The organism is Legionella waltersii, from assembly GCF_001468085.1.
Lineage (GTDB): Bacteria > Pseudomonadota > Gammaproteobacteria > Legionellales > Legionellaceae > Legionella > Legionella waltersii.
In genome coordinates, this window is record NZ_LNZB01000051.1 from 38,170 (window position 1) to 61,855 (window position 23,686).

A 23,686-nucleotide genomic window follows, 5' to 3' on the forward strand; every position below is an offset into this window, starting at 1 on the left:
ACTAAAGAGCGCAAAGTCTTGGCATCCAAAGCGCTTCTCTTGTCTTCTGTAGCGCTGCTCATTGCAGGGGGCATTGCCATCTCCTGTGCTCTTGGCCCGGCCGTCATCATCCCTATCTTCCTGGCCGCCGTCATCACCGGCATCGTTGCTCTTAAACTCAATAGCCATGTCTTCAAAGACATGTCCACCAACATCAAAGAATTCTTTGGCAAATTCAAACGTGAACTCAACATCTTAAACGTCAAAGCTGAGCTTGCTCATGAACGTGAGAGGCGCGTTCTCGATGATACCGCCATCGAAATGACGGTGTTCTCTGGCGGAATAAAAAAGAAAGGTTGCATGGAGGACGATTTAGACGACGAGCAAGAAGAGTTCCAAGAACTCACTACACCAGTATCCACTTCAACTGAAGATGAAGTTCTAACGGATATTGAATCACAAATTACAATCGAAGTGCCACAAGAAGAATGCGTTACTACTTCGTTAAGAGAAAAGCTCGTTAAAATGAAAGAACCCTATCATGCTTTTAGTGAATTTGAATGTGAGCAACTTGAAACACACGAGGCAACTCATTGCCCAACTACGAATCACAAAAATGAATTGCATCACCTTAAAGGTGCCAACATTACCGAGTACTACCAAGCTCAACTCCAAACAGCAGCTGCGGCAGCTTAAACAAAAACAATCAACTGAATGGATTCTTTTCTTGCTGCAAAAATTTCAAACCTAAGCGGTAAGACGCGTAATCCGTGATGTGTCCCTCGTCTCTATAGACTGGCACACCATCCCAATCTGAATAACAAAGATTGTCCTTGCATTGAATTTCTTTAGGATCAATGACAACAAGTTGGGGATACTTGGTTTGTAATGAAGTAAGCAACTGATTAAACCATTGTTCATTCTCAGTGGGTTCTAATCTAAATTGACATTGCTCAGAGTTAAATGATTGCCTTAATTTGACGTGTTTGAAAAAGCAATCATGAGCGTTGAAATTTGGTATTGCCGTTGACTTTATTAATACGGGTTTAGCTCCTGATTGAATAATGATTTTGAGTGCTTTATCAAGGGCTGCTTCTATTCGATGTTGAGTCCATTTAATCGAACGTTCATCTCCTTTTTGGTTGATGACATGATCAGAGAAATAATTACTCCATATTTGGGCTAATATCACGTAATCATAATGATTACTGCTAATCATGTGATAGTATTTTTTTGTTTGCTCCGCACACTCTTGATAGATTTGGTTTTTAAAGTTCCACCAATCGTAGAGAGCTATTCCTGGCAGTGTGATGCAAGATGAAGTCCCTTGAACCAGTATGGACACCTTCGCATCCTTCCCTAAGGTATCCATAAACCCCCAATAATGATTGGCAAAAGAATCGCCTATCATAAAAGCGGTTTTAGCTTTTGGTTCATGCGATCCAATGCGACAATGATTTTCGACATCGATACCATCCCTGCTTATGCATAAAGGTCTGTCCGAACTTTCATAGTGTTTTAACTGTTGATAAATAGAAACCAATTCCTGATTAAATCGCTGAGGATATCCGGAATTTAGCTTGATGACATAGGAACTAAGATGCACCAACGCTATTGGAAGGAGCAAAAGAATTGCCAAGGTATACTGGAATTTTAAGCTCTTGTATTGTCTAGTTGGTTTTTCGATAAACCGCCAAGAACAATAAGCAATAAGTCCTATTATCAAAAATGCAATAATCAACACTGTTGGCGTCTCATTGATGCTTTGATAACGTAAAATTGAAAACACAGCCCAATGCCAAATATAAAGTGAATAGGAGAGAACGCCTATAAAGACAATAGGCTTTAATGATAAAATTCTTGTCACTAAAAGGGATGGATTGTTTTTCCCTAGCACAATTAATAATCCAGTTGCTAGGCACACTGCAAAGGCGTAGCCATTGGGATACCCAAGCACAATTTTTTCCAAAGAGGCTATATAAAAAATACTAGCAACAGCGACTATTGCTAGAAGATTGAGAAGGTATGTCCGACGTGGGCGAATAGGACCTTTATTCAAGGCTACACAGGATCCAATAAGAAACTCAACTATTCGACTAGAAAATTGATAATAAGTCTGCGCTGGGAGTTCTTTTGAATAATGCAAAGACAACATAAGCGTTAGAATAGTTAACCCATAAATAACCCAAACAACCTTTTGTTTGTTAAACAATTTATGTAAGCCATGCATGAGCAGTGGCAAAATTAAATAGCACTGCCATTCTATAGACAATGACCAGGTGTGCAGTAAAGGGAGCTGATGAGAATCCGGTGAAAAATAACCCGTTGTTGTATTGTTAAAGTAATTATTGGAAATAAACAATGCCGTTTTTCGAGCACTTCGGCTAAACTCCATTAGATCCTCTGGCAAGAACCAAATAAAGGTTAAACAGGTAGTCACTGCCATTAAACAAACCAATACCGGCTGCAATCTCCATAGTCGACGATTGTAAAAATCAATAAATGAAAATTGATTCGTAGTTAATGAATCATGAATGAGGGTAGTGATTAAGAATCCTGAAATCACAAAAAAGACATCCACCCCAACGAACCCAGAAGAAAACAAAGAGAAACCAGCGTGATACATTAAGACCAATACAATCGCAATGGCTCGTAAACCATCAATATCAGCCCTGTATTTCATGTTTATCTACTCAATTAACTCTATAAAGAGGCAAATGGTATCACATCAGCTACAGCAGCAAAAATGAGCCCTGTTTAAAAATACATTGCAAATGAGAATGATTATCATTTATATTTATGAAATGGGTAATTAATTAGGAGTATCAAATGGCGCTCGCCTATGGGAATTTTCATGAACTCAGCCACCAACTACGCTTTTTATTGTTTGAAATTGGAATAGGCTTACCGCAAAACAGCATTGATTATTTCATCACTCTCGCACACAAAAATACGCTTAATCGAATGCAACAAGCTGTCATGGCTGAAAAACTATGCGACTCGACGATTACCAGCCACCACATCCATGATTTTGTTGATTTGTTGCAATTCAAATTAAAATCGACCATTCCTGAAAGTCAATTTTACCAATGGAACAATTTAAGCGAGCAACTCACTGAATCCATAGCCAATGAAGCCTTGGGACTAGCTTATCTACATAATTGGAATACGAAATTAGTCAAAGAGCTTCAAGGATATGATAGTTTATGGCAATGGTTATATCAGGGCATCACAGCGTCAGAAGCCTTGTTGTTTTTAGAACAATGGAGCAGTTATAACGAAGCCTATATGCCAACATCCTTTGCGAAAAAGGGCTACACTCGTAGGGAAATACTACAAACTTCTCCAGGATTTCAGGCTAAAATCCGTGTCCATTGGTGCGCATTACACAAAAGCGTCACAGAGGCTCAACCCAATGTCCGTGAATATGATCAATTCATCAAGCAAGCATTTGCAAAAGAACATCTGATTTGGCGTGAAAAAATAATGCATCAACGGCTAAGCCCGGATGAATACTACCCTATTCCTGTGCACCCCCTCCAATGGCGTAAAGAGTTACAAATCACGCTAGCCCCCCTAATTGACGCAAAATTAGTTTTACTCCACCCCAATCATCAATCGTTGTTGGCCCTCTCTCAAGAGTACCTGCTGCCTCCTAACGAGAGCCGATACCTGCTTAAATTAGCATCACAGCGATTAAACCCAGAGGAAAGGAATATTGATGATCAGTTTTCTACCTACCAATCGTTGAATTGCATACTCAAGGACATGGATAATTATCAAAACTCCTTGTATTTGAATGACCCATTCACTGAATTAAAACTAAGGGATACAAATAAGCAGACGAACATGAGCGCAAGCTTACACAAAAACCCTGTCTATACAATCAGTACTGAACAACGAGTTCTACCCTTTTCCAGTTTATTGATGCGTTCACCAATCTCTGGAAAACCTTTGCTCGCAGAGTTAATCGAATCCAGTCAAATGACGCCAATCGACTATTTAGCCCTCTATACCAATACATTGCTCTTTGGACAGTTGCACCTTATGGTAAAGCATGGAGTCACATTTAATCCGTCAACGACACAACCTCTAATCATTGTGGAAAAGGATCGCCCGCAGGGGATCATGATTCGCACTCTTGATGGTCTTCAGTTAAATTCAAATCCAGAGCTTAAAGGTCAAGTCCCCAGCGCAGCCTTTGTGTCACAAGCCATTAAAAATGACTGTTTACGTTTTGTTGAAAGCAATGTATTAAATAATCTAGATGCTTGGGTCCGATGCATTAATGAGTATTTTCAAATACCTCAGAAACAACTTTGGACGGTAATAAAAGATCGGCTAACAGCTCTCTTTGAGCAACTTTCTAAAGACATTGATCCTAAATTGCTCTCTCAATACAAACACAGCATTTTGACAGGTGACTGGCAACAAGAATGTCTCTTGCAAAGGAGTTTGTCCCCGATAAAAAATAGAAGCATGACCTTGAAAATACCGAATTATTTTGACCAATTTTGAGGAGGCCAACTCGGGAATTATAAACAGCTCCTAGTCTTAGGGCGTGACAGAATGCTCGCTATTGTATAAACTAACTTGAATTTGCCATTTGTGGCACTTGGGTCTATTGTATTCCTTTACCTAGTTCTTAGGGAACTAACTATCGAACAACAGATGATACTTAAACATATTCCTAATACCTTAACAGTACTTCGACTAGTACTTATAGTGCCATTTCTGATGTATTTATATCAGCATGAATACGTTACTGCTTTCTATATATTTATTGCAGCAGGGCTTACCGATGGGTTAGATGGATGGCTAGCAAGGCACTTTAGTTGGCAAAGTTTCTTTGGTTCATTTGCAGATCCATTGGCAGATAAACTGCTGATTGCCTCAAGCTTCATTTCGCTTGCTTTACTTGGCGAACTACCTTGGTGGCTAGTTGTGATCGTATTTTTAAGAGATTTTACCATTTCAATGGGTGTTTTGGCATGGTACTACTTCATTCAAAAACAATTGGATTTTGAACCCACCTTACTCAGTAAATTTAATACGACCTTTCAATTGGCTTTAGTCACTCTCTGTTTGTTTGAGTTGGCCTATTTTGCATTCCCAGAGTATTGCGTAAATACTTTAATTTATTTAACTGCCTTCACGACTACCATTACCTATCTTGATTATATTTGGACTTGGGGCAGGAAAGCTTGGTTCGCAAAAGACAATCACCAATGAATAAGCAATTAGCCTTAGCCATTAAATTAAATGATGAAGCCACCTTATCTGATTTTAATTGGGGAAATAACCATCTCCTCTACAAACATCTCCTCGAGATGCTAAGTTTCAAAACAGACCGACTTTTGTATTTATGGGGCGCAAAGGGCTGTGGCAAATCTCACCTTCTTCAAGCCTGTTGCCAAGCTCTTTCAGCAAATTACCCAAGTATTTATTTACCTTTGGAGCTACTCATAGAGTGGGGGCCAGAAACCCTTGATGGACTTGAACAGCAAACTCTTATATGCATCGACGATATCCAGACGATTGCACAACAGGATGCCTGGGAAGAAGCCTTATTTCATCTGTACAATAAAATCAGAGACAATGAGAACTCATTGTTTATTATTTCAGCGAATACCCCCCCCAGCTCACTGAACATTAAGCTCCCTGATTTGCGTTCAAGACTTGGATGGGGCTTGGTGATGCAAATTAATGATTTAAGCGATGAAGATAAAATTAAAACACTAACTAGGAATGCTTTAAAAAGAGGATTTGAATTGCCTGAGAGTGTTGGTCAGTATCTACTTTCTCGCTGCTCCCGAAATATGCACGATTTGCACGGGTTACTTAATCGTTTAGATGATGCGTCTTTAGAGGCTCAAAGAAAAATTACTATTCCATTTGTGAAGAGTACTTTAGATTTGTAGTTGTTTATCTTGTTGTAAAATAATCCAATATAATCGATTTAATGCTCAACACCAAATTAATAAATGAAGAAAACGATGGATCGATTAAGAATAGGAGCTTGTTAGGTTGTTTTTTGCATTTTGATTCGGCATTAATACATCTGAATACAACTCTTGATTAGAAATTTCAATAAACTCATCCAAAGATTGCATTGACTCCTCTGAACTTTGAAAGGCCATTGCCTTTATTTGTTCTAAATTTTTCATCATTTGCTCAGCACTAATTCGCTTGGAAGTAAAGTTGAATGTGGGGCATGTATTTATGTATGAAATGATTGTTTGCATGTCTGCTGGAGTTTTCACAGGGATTATAGGAGTGGCAATGTATAATTGCCTATAGATACTTGCTTTCTTCTCATTGAAAACTGTAGGGCTTAGCAATTCACTTAACAGTTTCACATGCATAGAAAGGTTTGTTTTACGTGACCTTTTATCCATAAGCCATGCAGCAAGGGAAAATGAGTTATCTTCCATGCCGTCTGCTACATTCGATTGATAGATGTAACCCAAAATACCTTCTGCTGTTTTTTCACACGCGAGCATTACATAAGAATGGCCGGGTATATTGATTCGTATCAGTTTTGGTAAATCGGTTTCTATCTCCAAAGATAGCTCAGTGAGAGATTGCTGCCTACAACTCTTTGATGGATTCATAGTATCGCCAGTTATTGTTTGGCAAAATGCATTTGCTACATCACCACATCCGACAGGTGAAAAAATAGCATCCCGAACTGAGATCTCAAGCATGCCTCCTAATTTTAAAGCGGAGTATATCTTTACTATTCCCTCCAAGTTAATCCCCTGAATTAACAAATACAGTTTTGCGTCTGCAACACGATTAAATCGGTTTTGATAGGCGAATAGAACCATTTCCCTATAAGCACGGTCAAAATCATCGATCTTCAACGACTTTGAATTGGAAACACTGTCAGAAAAAAGGGATAGTTTGTTCCACATTAAATTAATCAATATGTTTTTTATTTGAAATTTTGCACCAATTTGTTATTATTTTCAATAATTATTAACCAATTGAGTTGCTTATGTTCAACGCATCTAAATTCATTGGATTTACAGAAGTAAGTACTTTTAAATCTGGAGCACAAACGATTCTAAATTTGTTACGAAAAAAGATGACTCCTGAAATTCGAGTTTCTTTAAATGAACTTCATAATGGAGGGCCAAGATCTATGTTTCCGCAAGAAATACAATTATTGCTCTCTTTTAAAGAACAACCGGAAAAATATATAAAAAATTTGGATGAGCAATCAAAAAAACAAATTAACGAAGAAATATCCGCCATGTTGGATAATTTTGTTACTGAAATAAATGAATTAGAGGGACTAATCCAAATCAATGGACGTTATATAAGCTGATAGCCCCTCGTCCAGAGATGTCTCGGCAGCGAAACCAAGTTCTGACTTTGCTTTTTTAGGATCTCCAACCGAATGATATAAATCGCCTACTCTAGCTTCCGCATAACAAATTTGCGACTTTCTTTTCATTAACTTCATCATTGCTTCAGCAAGTTGTAATATGCTAATTTCCTTACCCGTACAGACATTCCAAATACCCGTTAATTCGTAGGGTGTTTTTGCAGCTTGGATGAATGCATTAACCACATCGTTTACAAAGATGAAATCCCGACCTTGTAAGCCATCTCCGTAGATAACAATTGGCATGTTATTATGTAACATTCTTTTAAAACGAGAAATGACTCCACTGTATGGATTCCTACTTAATTGGCCTGGGCCATACACGTTAAACAAACGCAAGCCCACAGAATGCACATGATGCACATTACTCATGACTTTTGCATAAATCTCATTGGATAATTTATCCGCACCATAAGCAGACATGGGCTCTACATGAATCGATTCTTTTAAGGGTAAGTCAGTGCTTGTTCCATACACTGCTGCCGAAGACGCATAGACAAGCTTAATGGGTCGATTCGTTTTTCGAATTGCATCCAAAAGACCATTAAAAGCCAATACATTGTTTTCATGGCTAAAAATCCAATCATTATTGCAAGTAACCACTGAGGCGGTAGCCGCCAAATGAAAGCAATAATCAATGTCATGGAGACATTCTGAAACCAGTTCCCTTGAGAGAACATCTCCCTCAACAATAATTGCTTTATCAACATCATGAAATACAGGTTTATAAATAGATTTATCCAGCACCCAAACCTGCGCACCAAGATTTAATAGCCTATGTACTAAATGGTTACCGATAAACCCCATTCCCCCAGTAACCAGAACTTTTCTATTTTTCATGTCCCTGAGATTCTGAAAAATCCTATCTTACTATTTAGAATAGTCTATTTTTTATACATAGAATAATTCATAATCCAATTATTGTTGCTTTTTACTGAATCCTTGGAGTTCCAAGAGCTTCAATAAAAATTGATTGGCTAGTTTAGGATCTCCTGCTTTTATGGCGTATTCAATCAACAGTTGATAGGTCGTCACGTCCTCACTTAAATCCTGCAGATTTTCCTGGGCCAACTTCATGCCTAAAGCATATTGATCACATTGGAATAAAGAGCGAATTGCTAAGAAGAAAAAATATCGCTTGTCCTCTGTACTGTTCGCTTTTTGTTTTGCAATAAGGGCCATATCAGCACTTTTTACACATTGGTTGTCCCAAGTCGCGGCTTTCACCATCTCCCCATAAAACAAAGCAGACTGATCAGGATAGACTTTGACTATTCGGTCATAAAACACCATTGCCCAGTCTGAGGATTCAATAGCCAAAGCATCTCGAGCAAGTATTTTTAACTGTTGACTGTTTAAATCAGGAACCTTTTCAAAATACTTAAAATACTCTTTTATGCCAGCCTTCCCCTCCACCTTCACCTTATCAGGCAAGTCTGAACTTAAAGTGAGTGTTCTCAGTGCAATATAACTTAACCAAATCTCTTTAGAAGAATACTCTTTTGTGAACCTTTCTGGTATTGCTTTCAATCGTTTTACCGCTTCATTTGGATTCTTCTCAAGCAACTCTGGATTTATAGTCAACCCAGGGTAATCCGGCATAATTAACATGGTGTATCGATATTCAACTTGAGATAAATTGTCCATAGAAAGCAACGTGCCCAGCAATTGTTGTCCCGGAAATAAAAGGTAAGCTAAAAAAAGAACTGACGTAATAAATACAATTAGATATTTGATAGGGAAGAAAGGGGTTAACTTTCTTTTTTCAAAGCCACTAATCGCACTGTATCGAGATTTGTCCACTCAATTTATCCTTTAAGCTAAAGGTCCCATCTTGACCAGCTGTTATTATTGTTCCCGACTGTGAAACCTTACAACGTTCAATATTGGCTAATTGAAACTCTACTGGAACCGCTCCTTTAAGCTCAAGCAAATATTGATTATTTCCTGTCTCTTTCCAAAAAACCTCATCCGAATTTGCCTCAATCAGATACGGTTTATCCTGACTTAAATGAGAAGCCCGAGAAACATTGAGATAAGCTGTTGGACTTGCCCCCAAATGAATATAATAATCGTCATTGGCTTGATTAAATCCCAATACATTATCCTTTGCAGAGACAATAGGAGTACCCATGCTCATTGGAATCCTAAACTCACGTAAAGGAGAGTTGTTTGTAATTAACCAACCATCATTTAACGTTTTGGCGATGACCAAATGATTAAAAGCTTGGACTTTCAAAATGTAATCCGACACATGTATAGGGGTCGTTTTTTGTTTTACAGCCCATTCATAAACATGCTTCAAAGCCCTGAAGGCTCCCTGGTCTAATGCTGAGTAAAAATGATAATAAATTGATATTAATTTATACCTGCGCGGACTTTCCGTCAGTTTAAACGTTTCAATCACATTCGCAAATCGATATAACGGCTGTGTCCAATCATCTGTGTAGACAAAATCATTCGCTATGGGGGAAAAAACCTGAAAATACCCACCCACAAAACGCCCTAATCCAGAAAGATTCGTGATTGATTTTGATTCAGGTAAATACAAATCGGACATTCCATTTAAATTCAACAAATTTGCATTAGCTACAATCTGTAATGGTTTTATGCTTACCATACCATCTCCAGACCAAAGTACAACTCGAACTTTTTTATCCTTAGGTGCCAAATTCTCATTAATAAACGTTGAAGAGCCAACAACTTCATTTTCATAATTGAAGCGATAATGCTCATCTGGGTAAGATAAATACTTTTTATTCTCCTTTCCTTCTTCTAATTTTGCCCACTCCAACGGGTGAGAATAAGTATGTGTTGCAATCTCGACCCAGGGCAAAGCGAATGTTTCTTTCGCAATTTTTACTAGATGTGAATAGGCTCTTACATTGGATTTAATGATCTCAAATTCCCTCTGAATTACAGATATTGTGATAGGGAGCTGATATTTTTTAAAAATTTGTTCAAGCATTAAATCGCCTGGATAGGCTTCCGCGTCCCACGGTACACGACTTATATACCCATCACCATCCACATGAATCATTAACATTCTTCTTCCATTGCTGGTTGTGAGATCCGGGATAGGAATCTCAGGCAGATGTAAGGCCATTTTCAAAAATTGGAAAGGATCAATCACCCACCTATTTTGCCCCTGAGGAAGCTCCCCAAGGACATAAGGTTCTAAAATGAATCCTCCAAACGGAGTAATTGCTCCCGCTGTTTGAATTTGATGGTTATCACTTGTAACCTGAACAAGTGGCTTAGCATTGGATACTGACAATGGAAAAAAATTAATGATGTTCGCTTTTAATTGGATTTCAAAACCAAAGATATTGCTAAAAAACGTTTGAGTCACTGCTTTAGGACTTCTTGTCGGTTTTGAATAGTTGATCCCAAATTTAGTTAAAAACGATGAATTTTCAGGGAGTCCTAAATAATTAAACAAGACTATAGGAATACGATTATTTAATTGTTTGAGCAAAAATTCATTCAGTTGCTTTGGGTACTTAGTGACTGGATGATTAAACCAGGCAATAATTCCTGCATAATCATCATTATTGATGTCCTCTGGAAACGATGCCCCTAATGTCCACAAAACTGGAATGTACCCCATATACTGCAATGGAAATACCAAAGGTTGATACGCCTTTTCATTCACCTCATCCTTCTTATCGCCTGGGTCAAGAAGGATTAGAATTTTTCTTGGAAGCACTTCAACAGTTCCTTGACCAAGATGACTTAAAGAACCATTAGCTACCCACGGAATAAATCCAAGCTGGTCAATTTTCTTTGCAAGTTCCCTGGCTTGTTGTTTCTCATTAACTGGTAGATAATCAATCACTATAATTGGCAGCTGGAACTCTGTTTTAACCTTTTGCAAAGCATTGAGAAGCCACCGCATGGATTTTTCTGGGACAGGTCTATAGGTCTTGGATTTTGGGACCCATTCAGAAAACAACGATTCTGCAGCAACCGCCTCAATCTCTTCATGCACATTAGGAATAATTTCAAATCCACGGTTAAGAATTAACTTTGCATCTGGATATTTCTTCTTTACCGACTTAATAAAATCCACTAATCCGGCTTGTTGTTCAGTGGGCGATTTCTTGGTTAGTGTGTATGAATCTAATGTATCAAAGAAAAAACCACGATATCCTTTGGCCCAAAGCGGTTCGATTAATTCAGTGAGCAAAAACGAACGCCACTTAGGATTGCTTAAATCCATGACTACACTATTCCAATCGGCGTTTTTCCCAATGATCCATTCTTTGTTAATTTTTGAGATGTATTCTGCGTCAGAATCAGTTTCGCCAACGCTCACGTAGGCGTAGAGCTCACTGGACTCAGTATTGTACTGACTCGCTATCTTATCCGTTGGATCAACTACCACAATATTAAACGCTCTTACTCCATCTATTGGCCATTTATTGCCGTAATAAAAAGCAACCCGAGTATCAGCAGACATGGGAAACAGCGCAGTAGGTAAAAACAACCACGCCAAGAGACCGATCATTAATCGATACCAATCCCTGTTAAAGCAAGAAAAGAAATTAATTGAACATGAACGCTTCATAAGTTTGCCTCGAGAATGCTTTATTTAAAAGCAAAATCCCTAAAATAACCGTTAAAAAAGAACTGAACAAAAACCCATACCCATACCAAGAAGGCTCTAGAAATAAGCTTATCCAGGTCAAAATCAGATTCATAATAAAGAAAAAAGTAGTGAGATAAGCCACATAATGATTTTTATCAAGGTAATAGAGCAAATTGATTAGGCCGATAATCAACGCCACATGAAACGCTGAAAGAAAATTGATTCGTAATAAATAAACAGAAAGAGGGGACAAATGAAGACAATTGACAATATCTGGTGAAAAGACAATCAACATTAAACAGATCATTCCTTGAACCTTAAGAGCATTGAGCATAGCATCATGTGCCATAGATACTTGCTCTTCATGTTTGGCCTCAATTTCATCAATCGTAGCACCGTCTCTTATCGCATCATAATAACGATGATAGTAACGAGAAAAATTAGCTTCTATCTCATAAAAAAACACTGATAATCCCGGAAGCATTGAAATAAAGGCGATAAACATTGGTAAATCATAGATATACGATGCCCGGAGATGACCTAGTACAGGCATCCCAGTTTTAGCAGAAAACCAAAACAGGTATTTGTCTATCCAAAAAGACAAATGCATCATAACCCCGCTTAAAAGCAAAACCTTTCTGAATTTACAAAAATTGATCCAATCGGAATTAAATAAACGATTCGTTGGATAAGCACGCAAAAAATGCACCCAAAACAACATCATCAACAGAACTTGACCAACGTAATAGGAAATCAATAGTCCTGTAAGTCTTTCAGGATACAGCCAAAGGGCAAAAGCTAGGATGGTGATGTACGAAATAAAAAACGACATGACTATTAAACGATATTCCTTTAATCCAGCTAAAGCATTGGAAAATATCCACTGTAGGTTCATGGTCACAAAAGTAGAGACCATTAATACTTTTACAATAATAGGCTCCTCTGGCAATAAAAAATAAACGGCAACAAGAGCGAATAATAAACTCACAACAATTAAAACAAGACAAATGGAAAATAAAAATCCTGCTATTTTATAGGGGGTTTTATCAAATAATCGATCCGCCATATAGCGAACAATAATGTGTTGGAAAATACCACTGGTTATCAAGGAAAAGGAGGCTAGATAAGTCACTGCTACTAGAAATTGGATACTAAAAGCAGTAATGCCAAATTGGTAAGTGAGAAAAAAATAGATCAGCAATAAAACAGTTATTGAGATTACCCAAGAGCCGCTGCTTAAGATTGATGAATAGAGATTTGCTCGGAATACCCCCCATAATGATTCATTCTGAGTTAAACGTCGTAACTGAATTCCTATTCCTGCCATGCTAAGATCTCGTTGTATAGTTTAAGATATCGTGAAATAACCACGGACAAGGCATAATATTTTTCAACCCGTTGAATTCCGACTTGTTGAGCTTTATACCAGAGCCCCGGATTCAACAATAAATTCAAGGCTTCTTTGGCAATCGTATTAGCATTGGATACTGAAACTACTGCACCGGCTTGACCCATTGCTCTATCCTCTTCATCAAAGCCTTCGATGATATCTCTGCATGCACCTACATCCGTTGCAATCACAGGTACCCCAGCTGCCAAAGATTCTAGAATGACCAGGGGCATTCCTTCACTTATCGAGGAAAGTAAGAGCAATCCCGATTTTGATAGAGCATCGACCATTCCCCCTTCTTCAATAAAACTGATAACCTGCTCTAAGCCTAACAAATTGATGTATTCGACACACTCTTCCAAATAATCTTCATCAGGGTCTCCTACTATCTTAATAAAACCCTTAATGTCTTTATCTTTTTGATAGATGTAATAAATTGCCCTAACAATGGTTTTGATATCCTTGATTCTAACCATACGCCCCACGAAACAAACTGTTTTCAGAATTGGCTCCGGAGACAGTCTTCGTAACGGTTTATAGGTTTCAATGTTGATTCCATTACCTATCACCATCGCTTTAGCTGGATCAGCTCCCGCGGCAATTTGTTGCTTTTGTGCTCCAGAATATAGGCTAACGATATAGCTGGCTTCTTGATACGTCATTCTAGCCATTGAGGAAAAGAACCGAAGCCAGAGATCATGTTGATAACTAAATATTTTTTTGTCCGTTAACAACGGATCGCTATCTATCAACATCGGTGACTGTAGCAATTCTATATTTCGCTCTTTGGTGTATAAGCCATGTTCAGTTAACAAAATTGCTTTTTGATATTTTTGTTTAATCATGACTGATAATAAGCCAGCATATCCGGTAGAAATAGGATGAATCAATCTAAACTCTGGAAGATGGTTTAAGATCGAGTGCAAGGACCATAAAGGCTCGTGCATATTACGAATATTCCAAAAATAATTAATAAACGAAGGATCTGTACTGTACTGAGAATATTTTTCCGTAATAAAATTCCAGGACTCTTCACTGTGTTTGAATTGATTAAAATCGATTCCGAGGTGTGGACACATCAGGCGATCCAATGAAACCAAGGGTTCCTGTAATCCTGTCACTTGGTGATGTGAGTTCCTTAAGTTATCATGCAATGCATACAAATCTAGAATGGCGGAAGGCTCGACTGGCTTGACTTTCTCATTAGATTCTCGCGTCTCGAATAAGTAAATCATTTGCAAATGAAGGACATTGCTTGGTACAGGATACACCAACTCCTTATACATTCCTTTACAGGCGCCTAGGAATAAGATACCAAACCGATATTGCGGTAACTGATGAACAATATCGGACACCCAAGAACCAACCCCGCCTCGCACAAAGGGATAGGTACCCTCCGCAATCATCAGAATATCAACTTCTTTTGCCGATAAAATAGTTTCAATCATGCTCTACTCCAAAAATTGATGATTGAATCCGCTCCTACAATCGCTTTATCTTTGAGTTGACCTGAAAGATTTCGTACTTCAGAGAAATTTTTTTCTCTAAAAGCAATTTCTGCTTTTAATAATAGGATTCGATAGTAAGAAGCCTCGTTGTTTTCAGCCACCTCCAACCAATTTTTAGCAGCATCAATTTCTCCCTCTCTAAGTGAAATAAGCACCATAAGAAGAGGTATACTGGTATCCTGCTGAAGGATCGAAAAGGCCTGTTGTGCATGATATTTAATGTTTTCAAATACGCCTTTCAAACCATCTTCATTCACTAAAGCACTATAGACTTGTTCCCATAACAATTCAGCAATGTGTTTATGCAATATTGCTTTTTGCACAACATCTTTTTCTTTTGACAGGAGATTATTAAAATAGGTTAGCAGTTTAAACAGAGCTCTTTCTTGTTTTTCTATCAGGCTATGAGCGTACAATCGCACTTCATCCGTTGTATTTTGCAACAGCAATTTATTTAATTCATTGACTTTAGCGGTATGAAATTGATTAATTGCAACAATCATCTTTTCTTTATCTTTTACGGAAAAAGTCATATTTTGCAGTATCGATGGACCACTTCCCTCACCATAAATTACTGATTTAGGATTAGGAGAATGTTGATAATCAGGGATTTCGCTGGTTGCAAAAAGACTTACTTCTTTTTTTACTGGTTTAAGTCTATCCAATACTAGGAACAAAACAAAAATTGCAACGACACCCAAGATAAACAATGACGCAGCAATTAAAAAAAACAGAATAAAATTTAAGTATAAGGTGACTTTAAAGCGTCTTGGTAATAATTGAGCAAGCATGTAAGAGAGCAATAAACATACAACAAGATAGAAGTAATAAAGCTCCTCCATAGTACTTGCATTTATCAGCCAATCAATTACATTCATTGCTTAGTTCTTCAATAAACTGTTGCAGTTGGACATAGGCCTTATCACTATTTAACATACGATATCGAAACAACAAGCCCTTTTCATAGAGTTTTAAACCAAACTCATTCTTAATCCATTCTTCCAATCTCGATTCATAACCATAAGCACCAGCTATAGGCGTTAAAGGGAGCAACATGACAACGAACACTTTATCGGTATACGGTAATGTGACTATATAATCTAAAGAACGAACGCTCTGCTTGAGCCCGTAAACAATTTGCTCTTGATAAGCACCAACTGGAACCACCAACGCCGATAAAACACTATCAATATTATGGTATTTTTTTAATTTTCTTAATAAATACAATTCGCGCAAAAAACCTTGTTCCATGTGTGGAAACAAAGAAAATAAATCCAATATCTTATTTGAATAAGGCATATGCAACATGATGACTGAGGCGAAAACACTCAATGCCGTCATATTTTCTTCGGTTAATAGCCAAAAGGGCATGTCTTTAATTACAGTGAGGCCAACTGTCTTTTTTTCGTCGTCCAATAGGGGGATAACCGCAAGGTATTCACTTTTAAAATGAGAACTCAATTGATTAACAGCAACAAAATGAGTTGTACCTGTATTGATAACCTCTTGAACTAAAGGGTCATTGGTATTTAATTCAAAGGACATGCCAAGACTAGCTATCTGGCTTAGAGTATTTGTTTGAGGATCTCTTAGAACTAGAATTGCATTTGAAATAAGACAATACTGGCTAGAAATAGTAAGTAATTTTAAACCCGTTTCTTGATTAAGGATCATCGAGTCCCCAGCTAACTCTGACTTTAATGAATGAATCGCGCCACGAAAGGATAATGGTTTTGTAATGTAAGCATGCTCTAAGCGCTCATGAGATAGTTTCAACAAATAATAATCCTTAGAGAGATCTTCCAAGTGATTTCGTAAATAGTCATTTAAATGCTCATCATGACTAATAACTCGTTGCCAATAGGTGCTAAAAAGGCCTGCTAGTGCTGTTACACTGAAACTACCCACGATATATTCTTGCATGGGCAGAGTTGCGATACTTAAGTGATCCGGTTTAAACCCATAAATCATCCATAAAATAGCTAACGATAATAACCCGAATGATGTGTTATAAAACAAAGCAAAAAACATTGGAAAAAGTATCATCCAAGGAAATCCGTCTGTTCTGAATGAAAAGGGATTATCAGCGCCCAAAAAGAATACGAAAATCCCAACGACCAAACTCGCGATGATCGTTTCAATTAACATTCTCTTATTTTCACGTCGTTTAAAATAAACGAGCGCAAAATCCTTTTCAAACTTCATCGATATCCTTCCTGTTATCCTGCTGGAATAACATTAGCAGTGACTTCAATTAATAATTTTTGACCGACTACATCAAGTCCTTGACGACTGTTACCAATGACACTTCCTACCCCACTCCAAATTGTTCTGCCATGTTGAACATCGATAATTATTAGGCTAACCCCTGCGACAGGCTCTCCATCCAAACCAACTTTGTAGCGCCATTCATTGGCAGCTCCAGTTAACACAAAATTCACTCTATTTTGTCTAGCCCAGCGAATAATCTCTGCTTTAGAGGGCATGTCTTCAGGACAATAGAGTAATTTGGCACAGGCTTGCTTTTTAGGGAAAACAGCGACATTACGAAATCCTTTTGCATGCATAAGTCCGACAAGCATACTCTCTACTTGTTTATTTGCTAAAGGTGTATCTGAATAATTGGCGACTGGTCCAACAACAATGGCTGAAGCAGCAGGCAAACTGATTGGGTTGCTGGTATTGGTTTTTAAAGTGGTGCAAGCCACTAACAAGGAGGAAATGAACAGCAAGCTTCCGAAATAAAGTTTACATTGTTTAATTTTTTCCATATTACGTTTCATCCCTTTTAAAAATAATAATCATAGCGCATACCTACCTGGAATATAATTTGACCAGCTTGTCGCGTATTATCCGCGTAATCCCCATAAAACAATAACTTATCACGACCGAACACACTGCCACCATATCCTGCAGATAATATTTTACCTAATCCGAACGCATCGCTGATGGATACTCCAGCCTCAGCAAAAGCACGCCAAGCTTGAGTGTACTCTTCTCGAAATTTTTGTCCAAACCCAAAAGTTATCGCTGCCTCTGTATAACCAACTGGCATGTAATAAGCGGAAGTTGGTTCTACTCCCTCAGGAAGAATTGTTTGCAGAGGAGACAAGAGAACGTCATTGCTGTTTTTGTATTTTCTATACGTTGCATATAAATTCGTATTCCAATCTGGGTAGGAAAGATAGAAATAATGCCGCCAGCTCGCTTGAGCCCCAGCGCCTTGACCTAACCATTGTTCGTTTTGGCCGTAAAAAGACCAAGCATTGAGTTGAGCTTCAAATAAATTATAACTATCGAATTTATGATCAAATTGCAACCCTAAAGTATTTTTCATTCCACCGACTAACAGAGGCGCTGTTTCATTGGCTAGTTCATGATAATAAATTTCAAGCTCAGCTTCCCAGCGTTTTGGTAGCATGCGATGATAAACCAATCCCGCCATTCCTGAACTACCTAAACCGTTCAACTGGCCAACCATTAACTCAGCCCAACTTCGATGCAAATATCGTTTCATCTTTATGCCAGTTGTTCTAAGCTGTGCCGGAGGATTAATCATCTGAGTCTCATCATTGCTTTCAGGTAACCAAAGAGTATTAAAACCGGTTATGGCCAATGAAGGAGTTACAAAATAAGTGGCCTCTATTTTATTGAGTGGGCCAACTACTTTATTGAAAACAAAATATTTAGTATCTACAATGATTTTATTTACCCTCTCAAGCATGATGTCCTTAAACAACTCATACATTTCTGACTCAAAAGGATGCTCTGCCAAACCTTGATAGGCCAACTCTTCTGCTTTCTTGTATTCCTCGATCCGTTTTGCAGCCATTACTCGATCACGATGCTGTATCTGAGGGCTGTTGTGTTCTACTAAATTCAGTAAACGGACCCGATCATTTTCAACTAAAGCCAGAGTTAATTGCATCCATTCAGGAACACGCTGCCCTTGCATCTGCATTGTTCGCATCATTAAACCAGCCAAAGAATAAGCATCTTGCTCCAAAGCATAAGAGATCATTTGCTCTGTTGACTCTGGACTGACGTATATTTTCTTTTGAAGTTGCAACATGGTTTGGTAGATCATTTCAGCAGGAGCAAATTTTCGGACCAATTGTGACCATGTCAGTAATTGACGCATAGAAAATTTCGCAGGTGGTATGCTTTTGACCTCTGACCATAGCTGATTAAGTGCATTTCTACTGGCAATATAGGCCCAATAAGGTTGATCAGTCTTTTGAAGCAAATCATTTAAATCCATTAGTGCCGCATAATCTTTTTGTATCTCAGGATAATGCTCAAGACTAATTGTTAGTGCTAAACGATACTTCCCAAGACTAGAAAGGGCTACAGAATATACTCTCCATAGCTCTGGCTTATTTGCCAAATCATGGCACCATTTCATCAAAAATTGCTTGAGTACTTTGGTATCATTAACATCCACTAAAAACCAAATCAAACCTTCTTTAATCTTACTGGTTTGTGGAAATCCTGACAAAATCTTATCCCATAACGCATAGGCTAATGGGTATTGATTTACATGACTATACACATCAGCTAATGTAATGAGATTTTCAACGAATTTCCCAAATTGTTGTTTTTGCTGAGGTTTTAATTGATTATAAAACGTATAAGCATCTTGCCACTTCTCCAGCTCTGATCCCAAATTGATTACTTCAGGTACCATTTCAGTTAAGTTCAATTTAAAATAGAATCGTCGAGCATGTTGATAGGCGGCTAATTTGTCTCCTTGTGAACTTTCAAGAAGAACTAAGTTGGACGCCTCTCCTTTATCAATTGCATCTTGCTCATCTAAGCGTCTGTATGCTTGTATCATCCCATTAGTTTGGCCCGAGAGCATTGCCACCCCAGCATATTCATGCCAAAACTCCGGTTTTTTCTCTCCTGGAAAAGCGGCTACTGCTTGGTACTCATCCCAGGCTGCTGATAGATTACCTTCTTTCAAATTAAGCTTTGCTTCCTCTAATTTAGGCTCTATTGAATGAGGGTATTTTAGTTTCCATTCTTTTAAAGCTTCACGAAATGCCATAGTGTCAGGCTGATTTTTAGCTACCTGTACATATTGCTTCATAAACTCTTCATCATGTTTCTTTTTTAAAGCGGACTTGAGAAATTCAAGTGCCTCCTCAGGTTTTCCTTGACCCTGAAGTGCAGCGGCGTAATTCAATTCAATGTCTTTATTTTGAGGATGCTTTTTTAACATGGTTTGCAAGACATGGGTTTGAGCATCGTAGTTACCTAATTGTTTAGCTAACATCAAAATATTGGGAGCGTAATAATCAACTTTTATAGCCCTGTCGTAAAAATACAGCCATTGCTCCAAAGTAATCTGCATATGGCCTGACCAAGAAGCTACTTGAGCAAGCTTTTCACGCCACGGTATGCTCTCTGGATTGAAATGGACAGCCGCTTTCGCCACTTGAAAGGCGTCTTCGACCTTTCCATTCATTACAAACACATCATAAGCAACGGTGTATGTTTTTTCATCGTATGCAGTAAAATCAAATTGGATGTCATTGCTTGATTTAGCAGGTGCCCCAACAACGTAAGGGGTCGGAGATTCAACGGACTGGGAGTATGCCCAACTAGGCATTGCAATTAAAGGTAGACAAGAGAACTTGGCGAGAGTATTCCTATGCCAATGAGAGCTCAAGACACAATATTGCCAAATCCTATGGAATACCATGATTGTCCGCAATCTATTTGATTATTAATTGTTTCTTTCATTGTAAAGTTGAATTGCTTTAATTTGCAATGGTAATTACCAAACAAGTTCTTCAAATGGTGTAATATTCAAAATTATCCTTCAGCTATTTGACAATCCAACAAAGCGGTCTATAGTTTATATGTGCAAATTTCATTGCAATATTCGCTTTATCCCAAACATGGAAAGGTGAGAAGAATATTGTGTTGTTGAATGGAGAGAACAATGAAAAAACAGGATGTAATTGCCGTTATTTCTTATTTAATTGGTTCAAACGAGAACAAAATACCCACACCGTTAACTAAGCAACTACTGCAGTTCCTCTCTAAATCTTATCATTTAACCTCAAACGAAGAATTCACCAGTTTAATTTTACGTCCTTCGGAGGAAGGTGAGCTCACTGTACTCATGGGACAAGACAATGATATTGCTGGTTTTTCTCGCACTTACAAACAAGCCACTACTGTCGGGAAAAAAATCATTACTTGTTTCACAGGCCATCTTTATTTAAACCCGAACTATCATGTTCCTGCCACAGTAACATGCGCTGGAATAAAACAAGCCATTCAATATAAACTGGATAATCCCCATGAGGAAACCATTTACATAGCTCTTGCCAACACACCGCAAGCTTATGAATTTTTGTATGAACTAAGTGATACTTTATATCCAAAACCCTTACAACGGGTTCCGGATCAGATATTAACGATTCTTAAAGCAATAAAACAAACGAATGGATGGATAGATACCAATAACCATCCAATGATCATCAATTCCTCTTTAGTCCCTTTACGAAGTCAGTTTAAACAAGATTTGGAAGAGTCTAATGAATTAACTGAGTTTTTTTTATCCACTAACCCCGATTACTTACAGGGAAACTCCTTGCTTGTCTATTTACCCCTTCACCTAGCCAATATCAGTTATGGTCTTAATCATCAAGAACCTACATTACACAGCAATCAAGTTCCGGAAGAGCTACAACACAATCCTCCGAACCCCTCTTTACCGCATTAACATGATGAAAGGCATAAATATTCGAGCCAAAACTAATCGTAGGCTGTGAATGTATTACTGCATCTTTATTCATCTCTGTTTTAACTTGTTGATGAGTTGTACCCTCTGAAGCAGTCCTTAAACTGTTGATTTGAGCGATTAACAAAGAAGTAGAGTTAATTTGCAACTTCAAGTTTTCTAATTTGTCCGCTTGCTCTTGAATAAGTGATGCATTAGAAATTTGATCAATCTTTTCCTCATCCAGACCCATCCATGAGCTTACGAGCTTATCCAAGCCAACTTTTTGAGTATACCAGTACAAAGCAAATCCTGTTAAACCAACTACTGTACTAATTCCGACAACGGGCAAAGAAGTTGATACCACCGTGCCTATAAAGAAACTAAATAGATAGAGTGCTACAGATTGTCCTGCAAAATACCCGGTACCAAAAAACATTCCTCCCGAACAAATAGCTATTATAGTTTTGGTTACTCTAACACTAAAAGCGTCCAAAGCATCCGTAAATGGCTTACTTGCTTTTGCAATACCCTTTATCCGTAGTTGTAAGGCAGCAATCAATTCCTCTAAACACTTTAATTCTTCAATGGATAATTCTGCGAGATGTAAATAGGATATTTTTTGGCAAATCTTATTAATTTCTTTCTTCTGGAGTACTAAATAATCTAAAAGCGTGGGGGCATTTTCGAAATTGATTCCCCAATTTTGAGCAACTGGAACTAGATCAACCCCATAGAATCTCATAATTGACAATGCAGAAAAAACGAAGCCAATAGCAAGTATAACAAGAGCAGAAAATGGAAGAATCTCAGCCATAGTGGTAATGCTGTCAAGTCCTTCACTGGCTGACAATGTAGTTCCAGATACTGCCAATATCGCAAATTTTAGTTTATCAATAGTGGTAGGAACTACTTCCTGTTTGGTCACACTCCCAAGAGGGCTAACGATCGAATTCGCCAGATCTTCTAATAATTTGGCTTGAAAGGCTGATAGAGTAAATTCAAATTTATCTTTGAAGAGTGGTTGAAAATAGACTTCATCTGGTATTTCAATCGATATCCATTGGATGAGTTGCTCTAAATTGACCGATGAACCAACTATTTCAATGGACAATTGTTCTCTTTGAATTAAATCCAAATACTCCTTTAACAGTTCAATGGTTTTTGAGTGCAATTGAATTTTACCTGTCATCCCCACCTTAACCTCCAACCTACTAATGCACTATAAAGCGCACAGGGAGAGCACTGTTTATACAATATACGTTAACTTAACATCAAGAGATATTTACTGCCGATAGAATATTCTCAGTTGTTCAATTAGACTTTTTGCAATTGAAAGGACAGCACGATTCACCTAGCTGAGCTGTTGTTTGAGTATGCCGCTAAGCTGCCTGTTCCTACAACTGATGTTAGGATGTACCGAGCCATCATCAATGAACTGATTAAAGACCCTAGGTTTATAGCCCTAGTCAGCCCATGATTTTAGATGCCGCACAAGGCACTCATTTATCCGCGACCTCACAGTCGCATGACTAGTACTGGGGTCCGTCCCTGAGGAATCGACACCTATTATAGCGCCCCAACTAATCTCTTCTTTGATGGTCAGTAAGCGTAGGTTCGGCGCTTCGCCAAATGGCGCTGCCTTAGCAGCGTCATTCGTGAAAACGGATAGTTCCGTATCCGCTTGCTGACGCGCGCGGCTCGGTTCACTCCCAGCTGTCACTAGGATTTAATTCAGACACCAAAGAAGGAACCGAGCCGCGCGCATCAGCAAGCGGTCCGATTCACTCCTTGCTGTGACTAGGATTTGATTTAGACAGCAAAGAAGAAACCGAGCCGCGCGCGTCAGCAAGCGGTCCGATTCACTCCTTGCTGTGACTAGGATTTGATTTAGACAGCAAAGAAGAAACCGAGCCGCGCGCGTCAGCAAGCGGACCGATTCACTCCCTGCTGTGGCTAGGATTTGATTTAGACAGCAAAGAAGAAACCGAGCCGCGCGCATCAGCAAGCGGTCCGATTCACTCCCTGCTGTGGCTAGGATTTGATTTAGACAGCAAAGAAGAAACCGAGCCGCGCGCGTCAGCAAGCG

The 23,686-nt window shown here is 38.4% G+C and carries 18 protein-coding genes; 6 read left to right on the top strand and 12 right to left on the bottom strand.

Annotation, left to right across the window (positions count from 1 at the left end):
* On the top strand, window positions 1–675 hold a 675-nt coding region (locus tag Lwal_RS09950; RefSeq protein ID WP_238584290.1), incomplete at its 5' end, for a hypothetical protein.
* A 10-nt stretch (window positions 676–685) separates the two neighbouring features.
* Here Lwal_RS09950 and Lwal_RS09955 read toward each other — a convergent pair.
* Complete coding sequence (locus Lwal_RS09955; RefSeq protein WP_058480651.1) at window positions 686–2,662, bottom strand: acyltransferase family protein; 1,977 nt, start codon at window positions 2,660–2,662, stop codon at window positions 686–688.
* Between the two features lie 146 nt (window positions 2,663–2,808).
* Between Lwal_RS09955 and Lwal_RS09960 the strand changes: the two genes are divergently transcribed.
* The 3 genes from Lwal_RS09960 (at window position 2,809) to hda (ending at window position 5,900) form a co-directional block, all read left to right on the top strand.
* Window positions 2,809–4,497: an IucA/IucC family protein gene (locus Lwal_RS09960; protein ID WP_058480652.1), complete on the top strand. Its 1,689-nt coding sequence runs from the start codon at window positions 2,809–2,811 to the stop codon at window positions 4,495–4,497.
* A 153-nt stretch (window positions 4,498–4,650) separates the two neighbouring features.
* The gene (locus Lwal_RS09965; protein ID WP_058480653.1) at window positions 4,651–5,211 is read left to right on the top strand and encodes a CDP-alcohol phosphatidyltransferase family protein; all 561 of its coding nucleotides are present in this window, start codon (window positions 4,651–4,653) and stop codon (window positions 5,209–5,211) included.
* Window positions 5,208–5,900, top strand: coding sequence for a DnaA regulatory inactivator Hda (gene hda, locus Lwal_RS09970; protein ID WP_058480654.1), 693 nt, complete (start codon window positions 5,208–5,210; stop codon window positions 5,898–5,900). The genes Lwal_RS09965 and hda overlap by 4 nt, the downstream gene beginning before the upstream one ends.
* An 84-nt stretch (window positions 5,901–5,984) precedes the next feature.
* On the opposite strand, the gene Lwal_RS09975 is transcribed toward hda, so the two are convergent.
* Entirely contained in the window at window positions 5,985–6,896 is a 912-nt protein-coding gene (locus tag Lwal_RS09975; RefSeq protein WP_065235667.1) for a hypothetical protein, read from the bottom strand.
* Between the two features lie 83 nt (window positions 6,897–6,979).
* Between Lwal_RS09975 and Lwal_RS09980 the strand changes: the two genes are divergently transcribed.
* Complete coding sequence (locus tag Lwal_RS09980; protein ID WP_058480655.1) at window positions 6,980–7,312, top strand: hypothetical protein; 333 nt, start codon at window positions 6,980–6,982, stop codon at window positions 7,310–7,312.
* Here the strand turns inward: Lwal_RS09980 and Lwal_RS09985 are convergent.
* The 9 genes from Lwal_RS09985 to Lwal_RS10025 all read right to left on the bottom strand — a co-directional run bounded on the left by Lwal_RS09985 (window position 7,280) and on the right by Lwal_RS10025 (window position 20,475).
* Entirely contained in the window at window positions 7,280–8,212 is a 933-nt protein-coding gene (locus Lwal_RS09985; protein ID WP_058480656.1) for an NAD-dependent epimerase/dehydratase family protein, read from the bottom strand. The genes Lwal_RS09980 and Lwal_RS09985 overlap by 33 nt on opposite strands.
* Window positions 8,213–8,290: 78 nt before the next feature.
* Entirely contained in the window at window positions 8,291–9,175 is an 885-nt protein-coding gene (locus tag Lwal_RS09990) for a hypothetical protein (protein ID WP_058480657.1), read from the bottom strand.
* Window positions 9,147–11,942, bottom strand: coding sequence for a bifunctional glycoside hydrolase/polysaccharide deacetylase family protein (locus Lwal_RS09995; RefSeq protein ID WP_083500080.1), 2,796 nt, complete (start codon window positions 11,940–11,942; stop codon window positions 9,147–9,149). Before Lwal_RS09995 ends, Lwal_RS09990 begins: the two co-directional genes overlap by 29 nt.
* Entirely contained in the window at window positions 11,920–13,290 is a 1,371-nt protein-coding gene (gene pelG / locus Lwal_RS10000) for an exopolysaccharide Pel transporter PelG (RefSeq protein WP_058480659.1), read from the bottom strand. The genes Lwal_RS09995 and pelG overlap by 23 nt, the downstream gene beginning before the upstream one ends.
* Window positions 13,278–14,801 carry a GT4 family glycosyltransferase PelF gene (pelF, locus tag Lwal_RS10005; RefSeq protein WP_058480660.1) on the bottom strand — a complete coding sequence of 508 codons (1,524 nt, stop codon included), beginning with the start codon at window positions 14,799–14,801 and terminating at the stop codon, window positions 13,278–13,280. Before pelF ends, pelG begins: the two co-directional genes overlap by 13 nt.
* The gene (locus tag Lwal_RS10010) at window positions 14,798–15,739 is read right to left on the bottom strand and encodes a hypothetical protein (protein ID WP_058480661.1); all 942 of its coding nucleotides are present in this window, start codon (window positions 15,737–15,739) and stop codon (window positions 14,798–14,800) included. The genes pelF and Lwal_RS10010 overlap by 4 nt, the downstream gene beginning before the upstream one ends.
* Entirely contained in the window at window positions 15,726–17,066 is a 1,341-nt protein-coding gene (locus Lwal_RS10015; protein ID WP_058480662.1) for a PelD GGDEF domain-containing protein, read from the bottom strand. Before Lwal_RS10015 ends, Lwal_RS10010 begins: the two co-directional genes overlap by 14 nt.
* A 14-nt stretch (window positions 17,067–17,080) precedes the next feature.
* Window positions 17,081–17,632, bottom strand: a complete 552-nt coding sequence (locus tag Lwal_RS10020; protein ID WP_058480663.1) for a hypothetical protein — start codon at window positions 17,630–17,632, stop codon at window positions 17,081–17,083.
* Between the two features lie 17 nt (window positions 17,633–17,649).
* The gene (locus tag Lwal_RS10025) at window positions 17,650–20,475 is read right to left on the bottom strand and encodes a tetratricopeptide repeat protein (RefSeq protein WP_058480664.1); all 2,826 of its coding nucleotides are present in this window, start codon (window positions 20,473–20,475) and stop codon (window positions 17,650–17,652) included.
* A gap of 336 nt (window positions 20,476–20,811) precedes the next feature.
* Here Lwal_RS10025 and Lwal_RS10030 point away from each other — a divergent pair, with 336 nt between their 5' ends.
* Window positions 20,812–21,600, top strand: a complete 789-nt coding sequence (locus Lwal_RS10030) for a hypothetical protein (protein WP_058480665.1) — start codon at window positions 20,812–20,814, stop codon at window positions 21,598–21,600.
* Here Lwal_RS10030 and Lwal_RS10035 read toward each other — a convergent pair.
* Window positions 21,530–22,789, bottom strand: a complete 1,260-nt coding sequence (locus tag Lwal_RS10035) for a hypothetical protein (protein ID WP_058480666.1) — start codon at window positions 22,787–22,789, stop codon at window positions 21,530–21,532. The genes Lwal_RS10030 and Lwal_RS10035 overlap by 71 nt on opposite strands.
* Window positions 22,790–23,686 lie beyond the last annotated feature (897 nt).

What these genes read in the sequence shown, in the direction of transcription:
- Lwal_RS09955 (WP_058480651.1), bottom strand. Translation starts at nt 2,662, where the DNA reads ATGAAATACAGGGCTGATATTGATGGTTTACGAGCCATTGCGATTGTA.
- Lwal_RS09960 (WP_058480652.1), top strand. Translation starts at nt 2,809, where the DNA reads ATGGCGCTCGCCTATGGGAATTTTCATGAACTCAGCCACCAACTACGC.
- Lwal_RS09965 (WP_058480653.1), top strand. Translation starts at nt 4,651, where the DNA reads ATGATACTTAAACATATTCCTAATACCTTAACAGTACTTCGACTAGTA.
- hda (WP_058480654.1), top strand. Translation starts at nt 5,208, where the DNA reads ATGAATAAGCAATTAGCCTTAGCCATTAAATTAAATGATGAAGCCACC.
- Lwal_RS09975 (WP_065235667.1), bottom strand. Translation starts at nt 6,896, where the DNA reads ATGTGGAACAAACTATCCCTTTTTTCTGACAGTGTTTCCAATTCAAAG.
- Lwal_RS09980 (WP_058480655.1), top strand. Translation starts at nt 6,980, where the DNA reads ATGTTCAACGCATCTAAATTCATTGGATTTACAGAAGTAAGTACTTTT.
- Lwal_RS09985 (WP_058480656.1), bottom strand. Translation starts at nt 8,212, where the DNA reads ATGAAAAATAGAAAAGTTCTGGTTACTGGGGGAATGGGGTTTATCGGT.
- Lwal_RS09995 (WP_083500080.1), bottom strand. Translation starts at nt 11,942, where the DNA reads ATGAAGCGTTCATGTTCAATTAATTTCTTTTCTTGCTTTAACAGGGAT.
- pelG (WP_058480659.1), bottom strand. Translation starts at nt 13,290, where the DNA reads ATGGCAGGAATAGGAATTCAGTTACGACGTTTAACTCAGAATGAATCA.
- pelF (WP_058480660.1), bottom strand. Translation starts at nt 14,801, where the DNA reads ATGATTGAAACTATTTTATCGGCAAAAGAAGTTGATATTCTGATGATT.
- Lwal_RS10010 (WP_058480661.1), bottom strand. Translation starts at nt 15,739, where the DNA reads ATGAATGTAATTGATTGGCTGATAAATGCAAGTACTATGGAGGAGCTT.
- Lwal_RS10015 (WP_058480662.1), bottom strand. Translation starts at nt 17,066, where the DNA reads ATGAAGTTTGAAAAGGATTTTGCGCTCGTTTATTTTAAACGACGTGAA.
- Lwal_RS10020 (WP_058480663.1), bottom strand. Translation starts at nt 17,632, where the DNA reads ATGGAAAAAATTAAACAATGTAAACTTTATTTCGGAAGCTTGCTGTTC.
- Lwal_RS10025 (WP_058480664.1), bottom strand. Translation starts at nt 20,475, where the DNA reads ATGCCTAGTTGGGCATACTCCCAGTCCGTTGAATCTCCGACCCCTTAC.
- Lwal_RS10030 (WP_058480665.1), top strand. Translation starts at nt 20,812, where the DNA reads ATGAAAAAACAGGATGTAATTGCCGTTATTTCTTATTTAATTGGTTCA.
- Lwal_RS10035 (WP_058480666.1), bottom strand. Translation starts at nt 22,789, where the DNA reads ATGACAGGTAAAATTCAATTGCACTCAAAAACCATTGAACTGTTAAAG.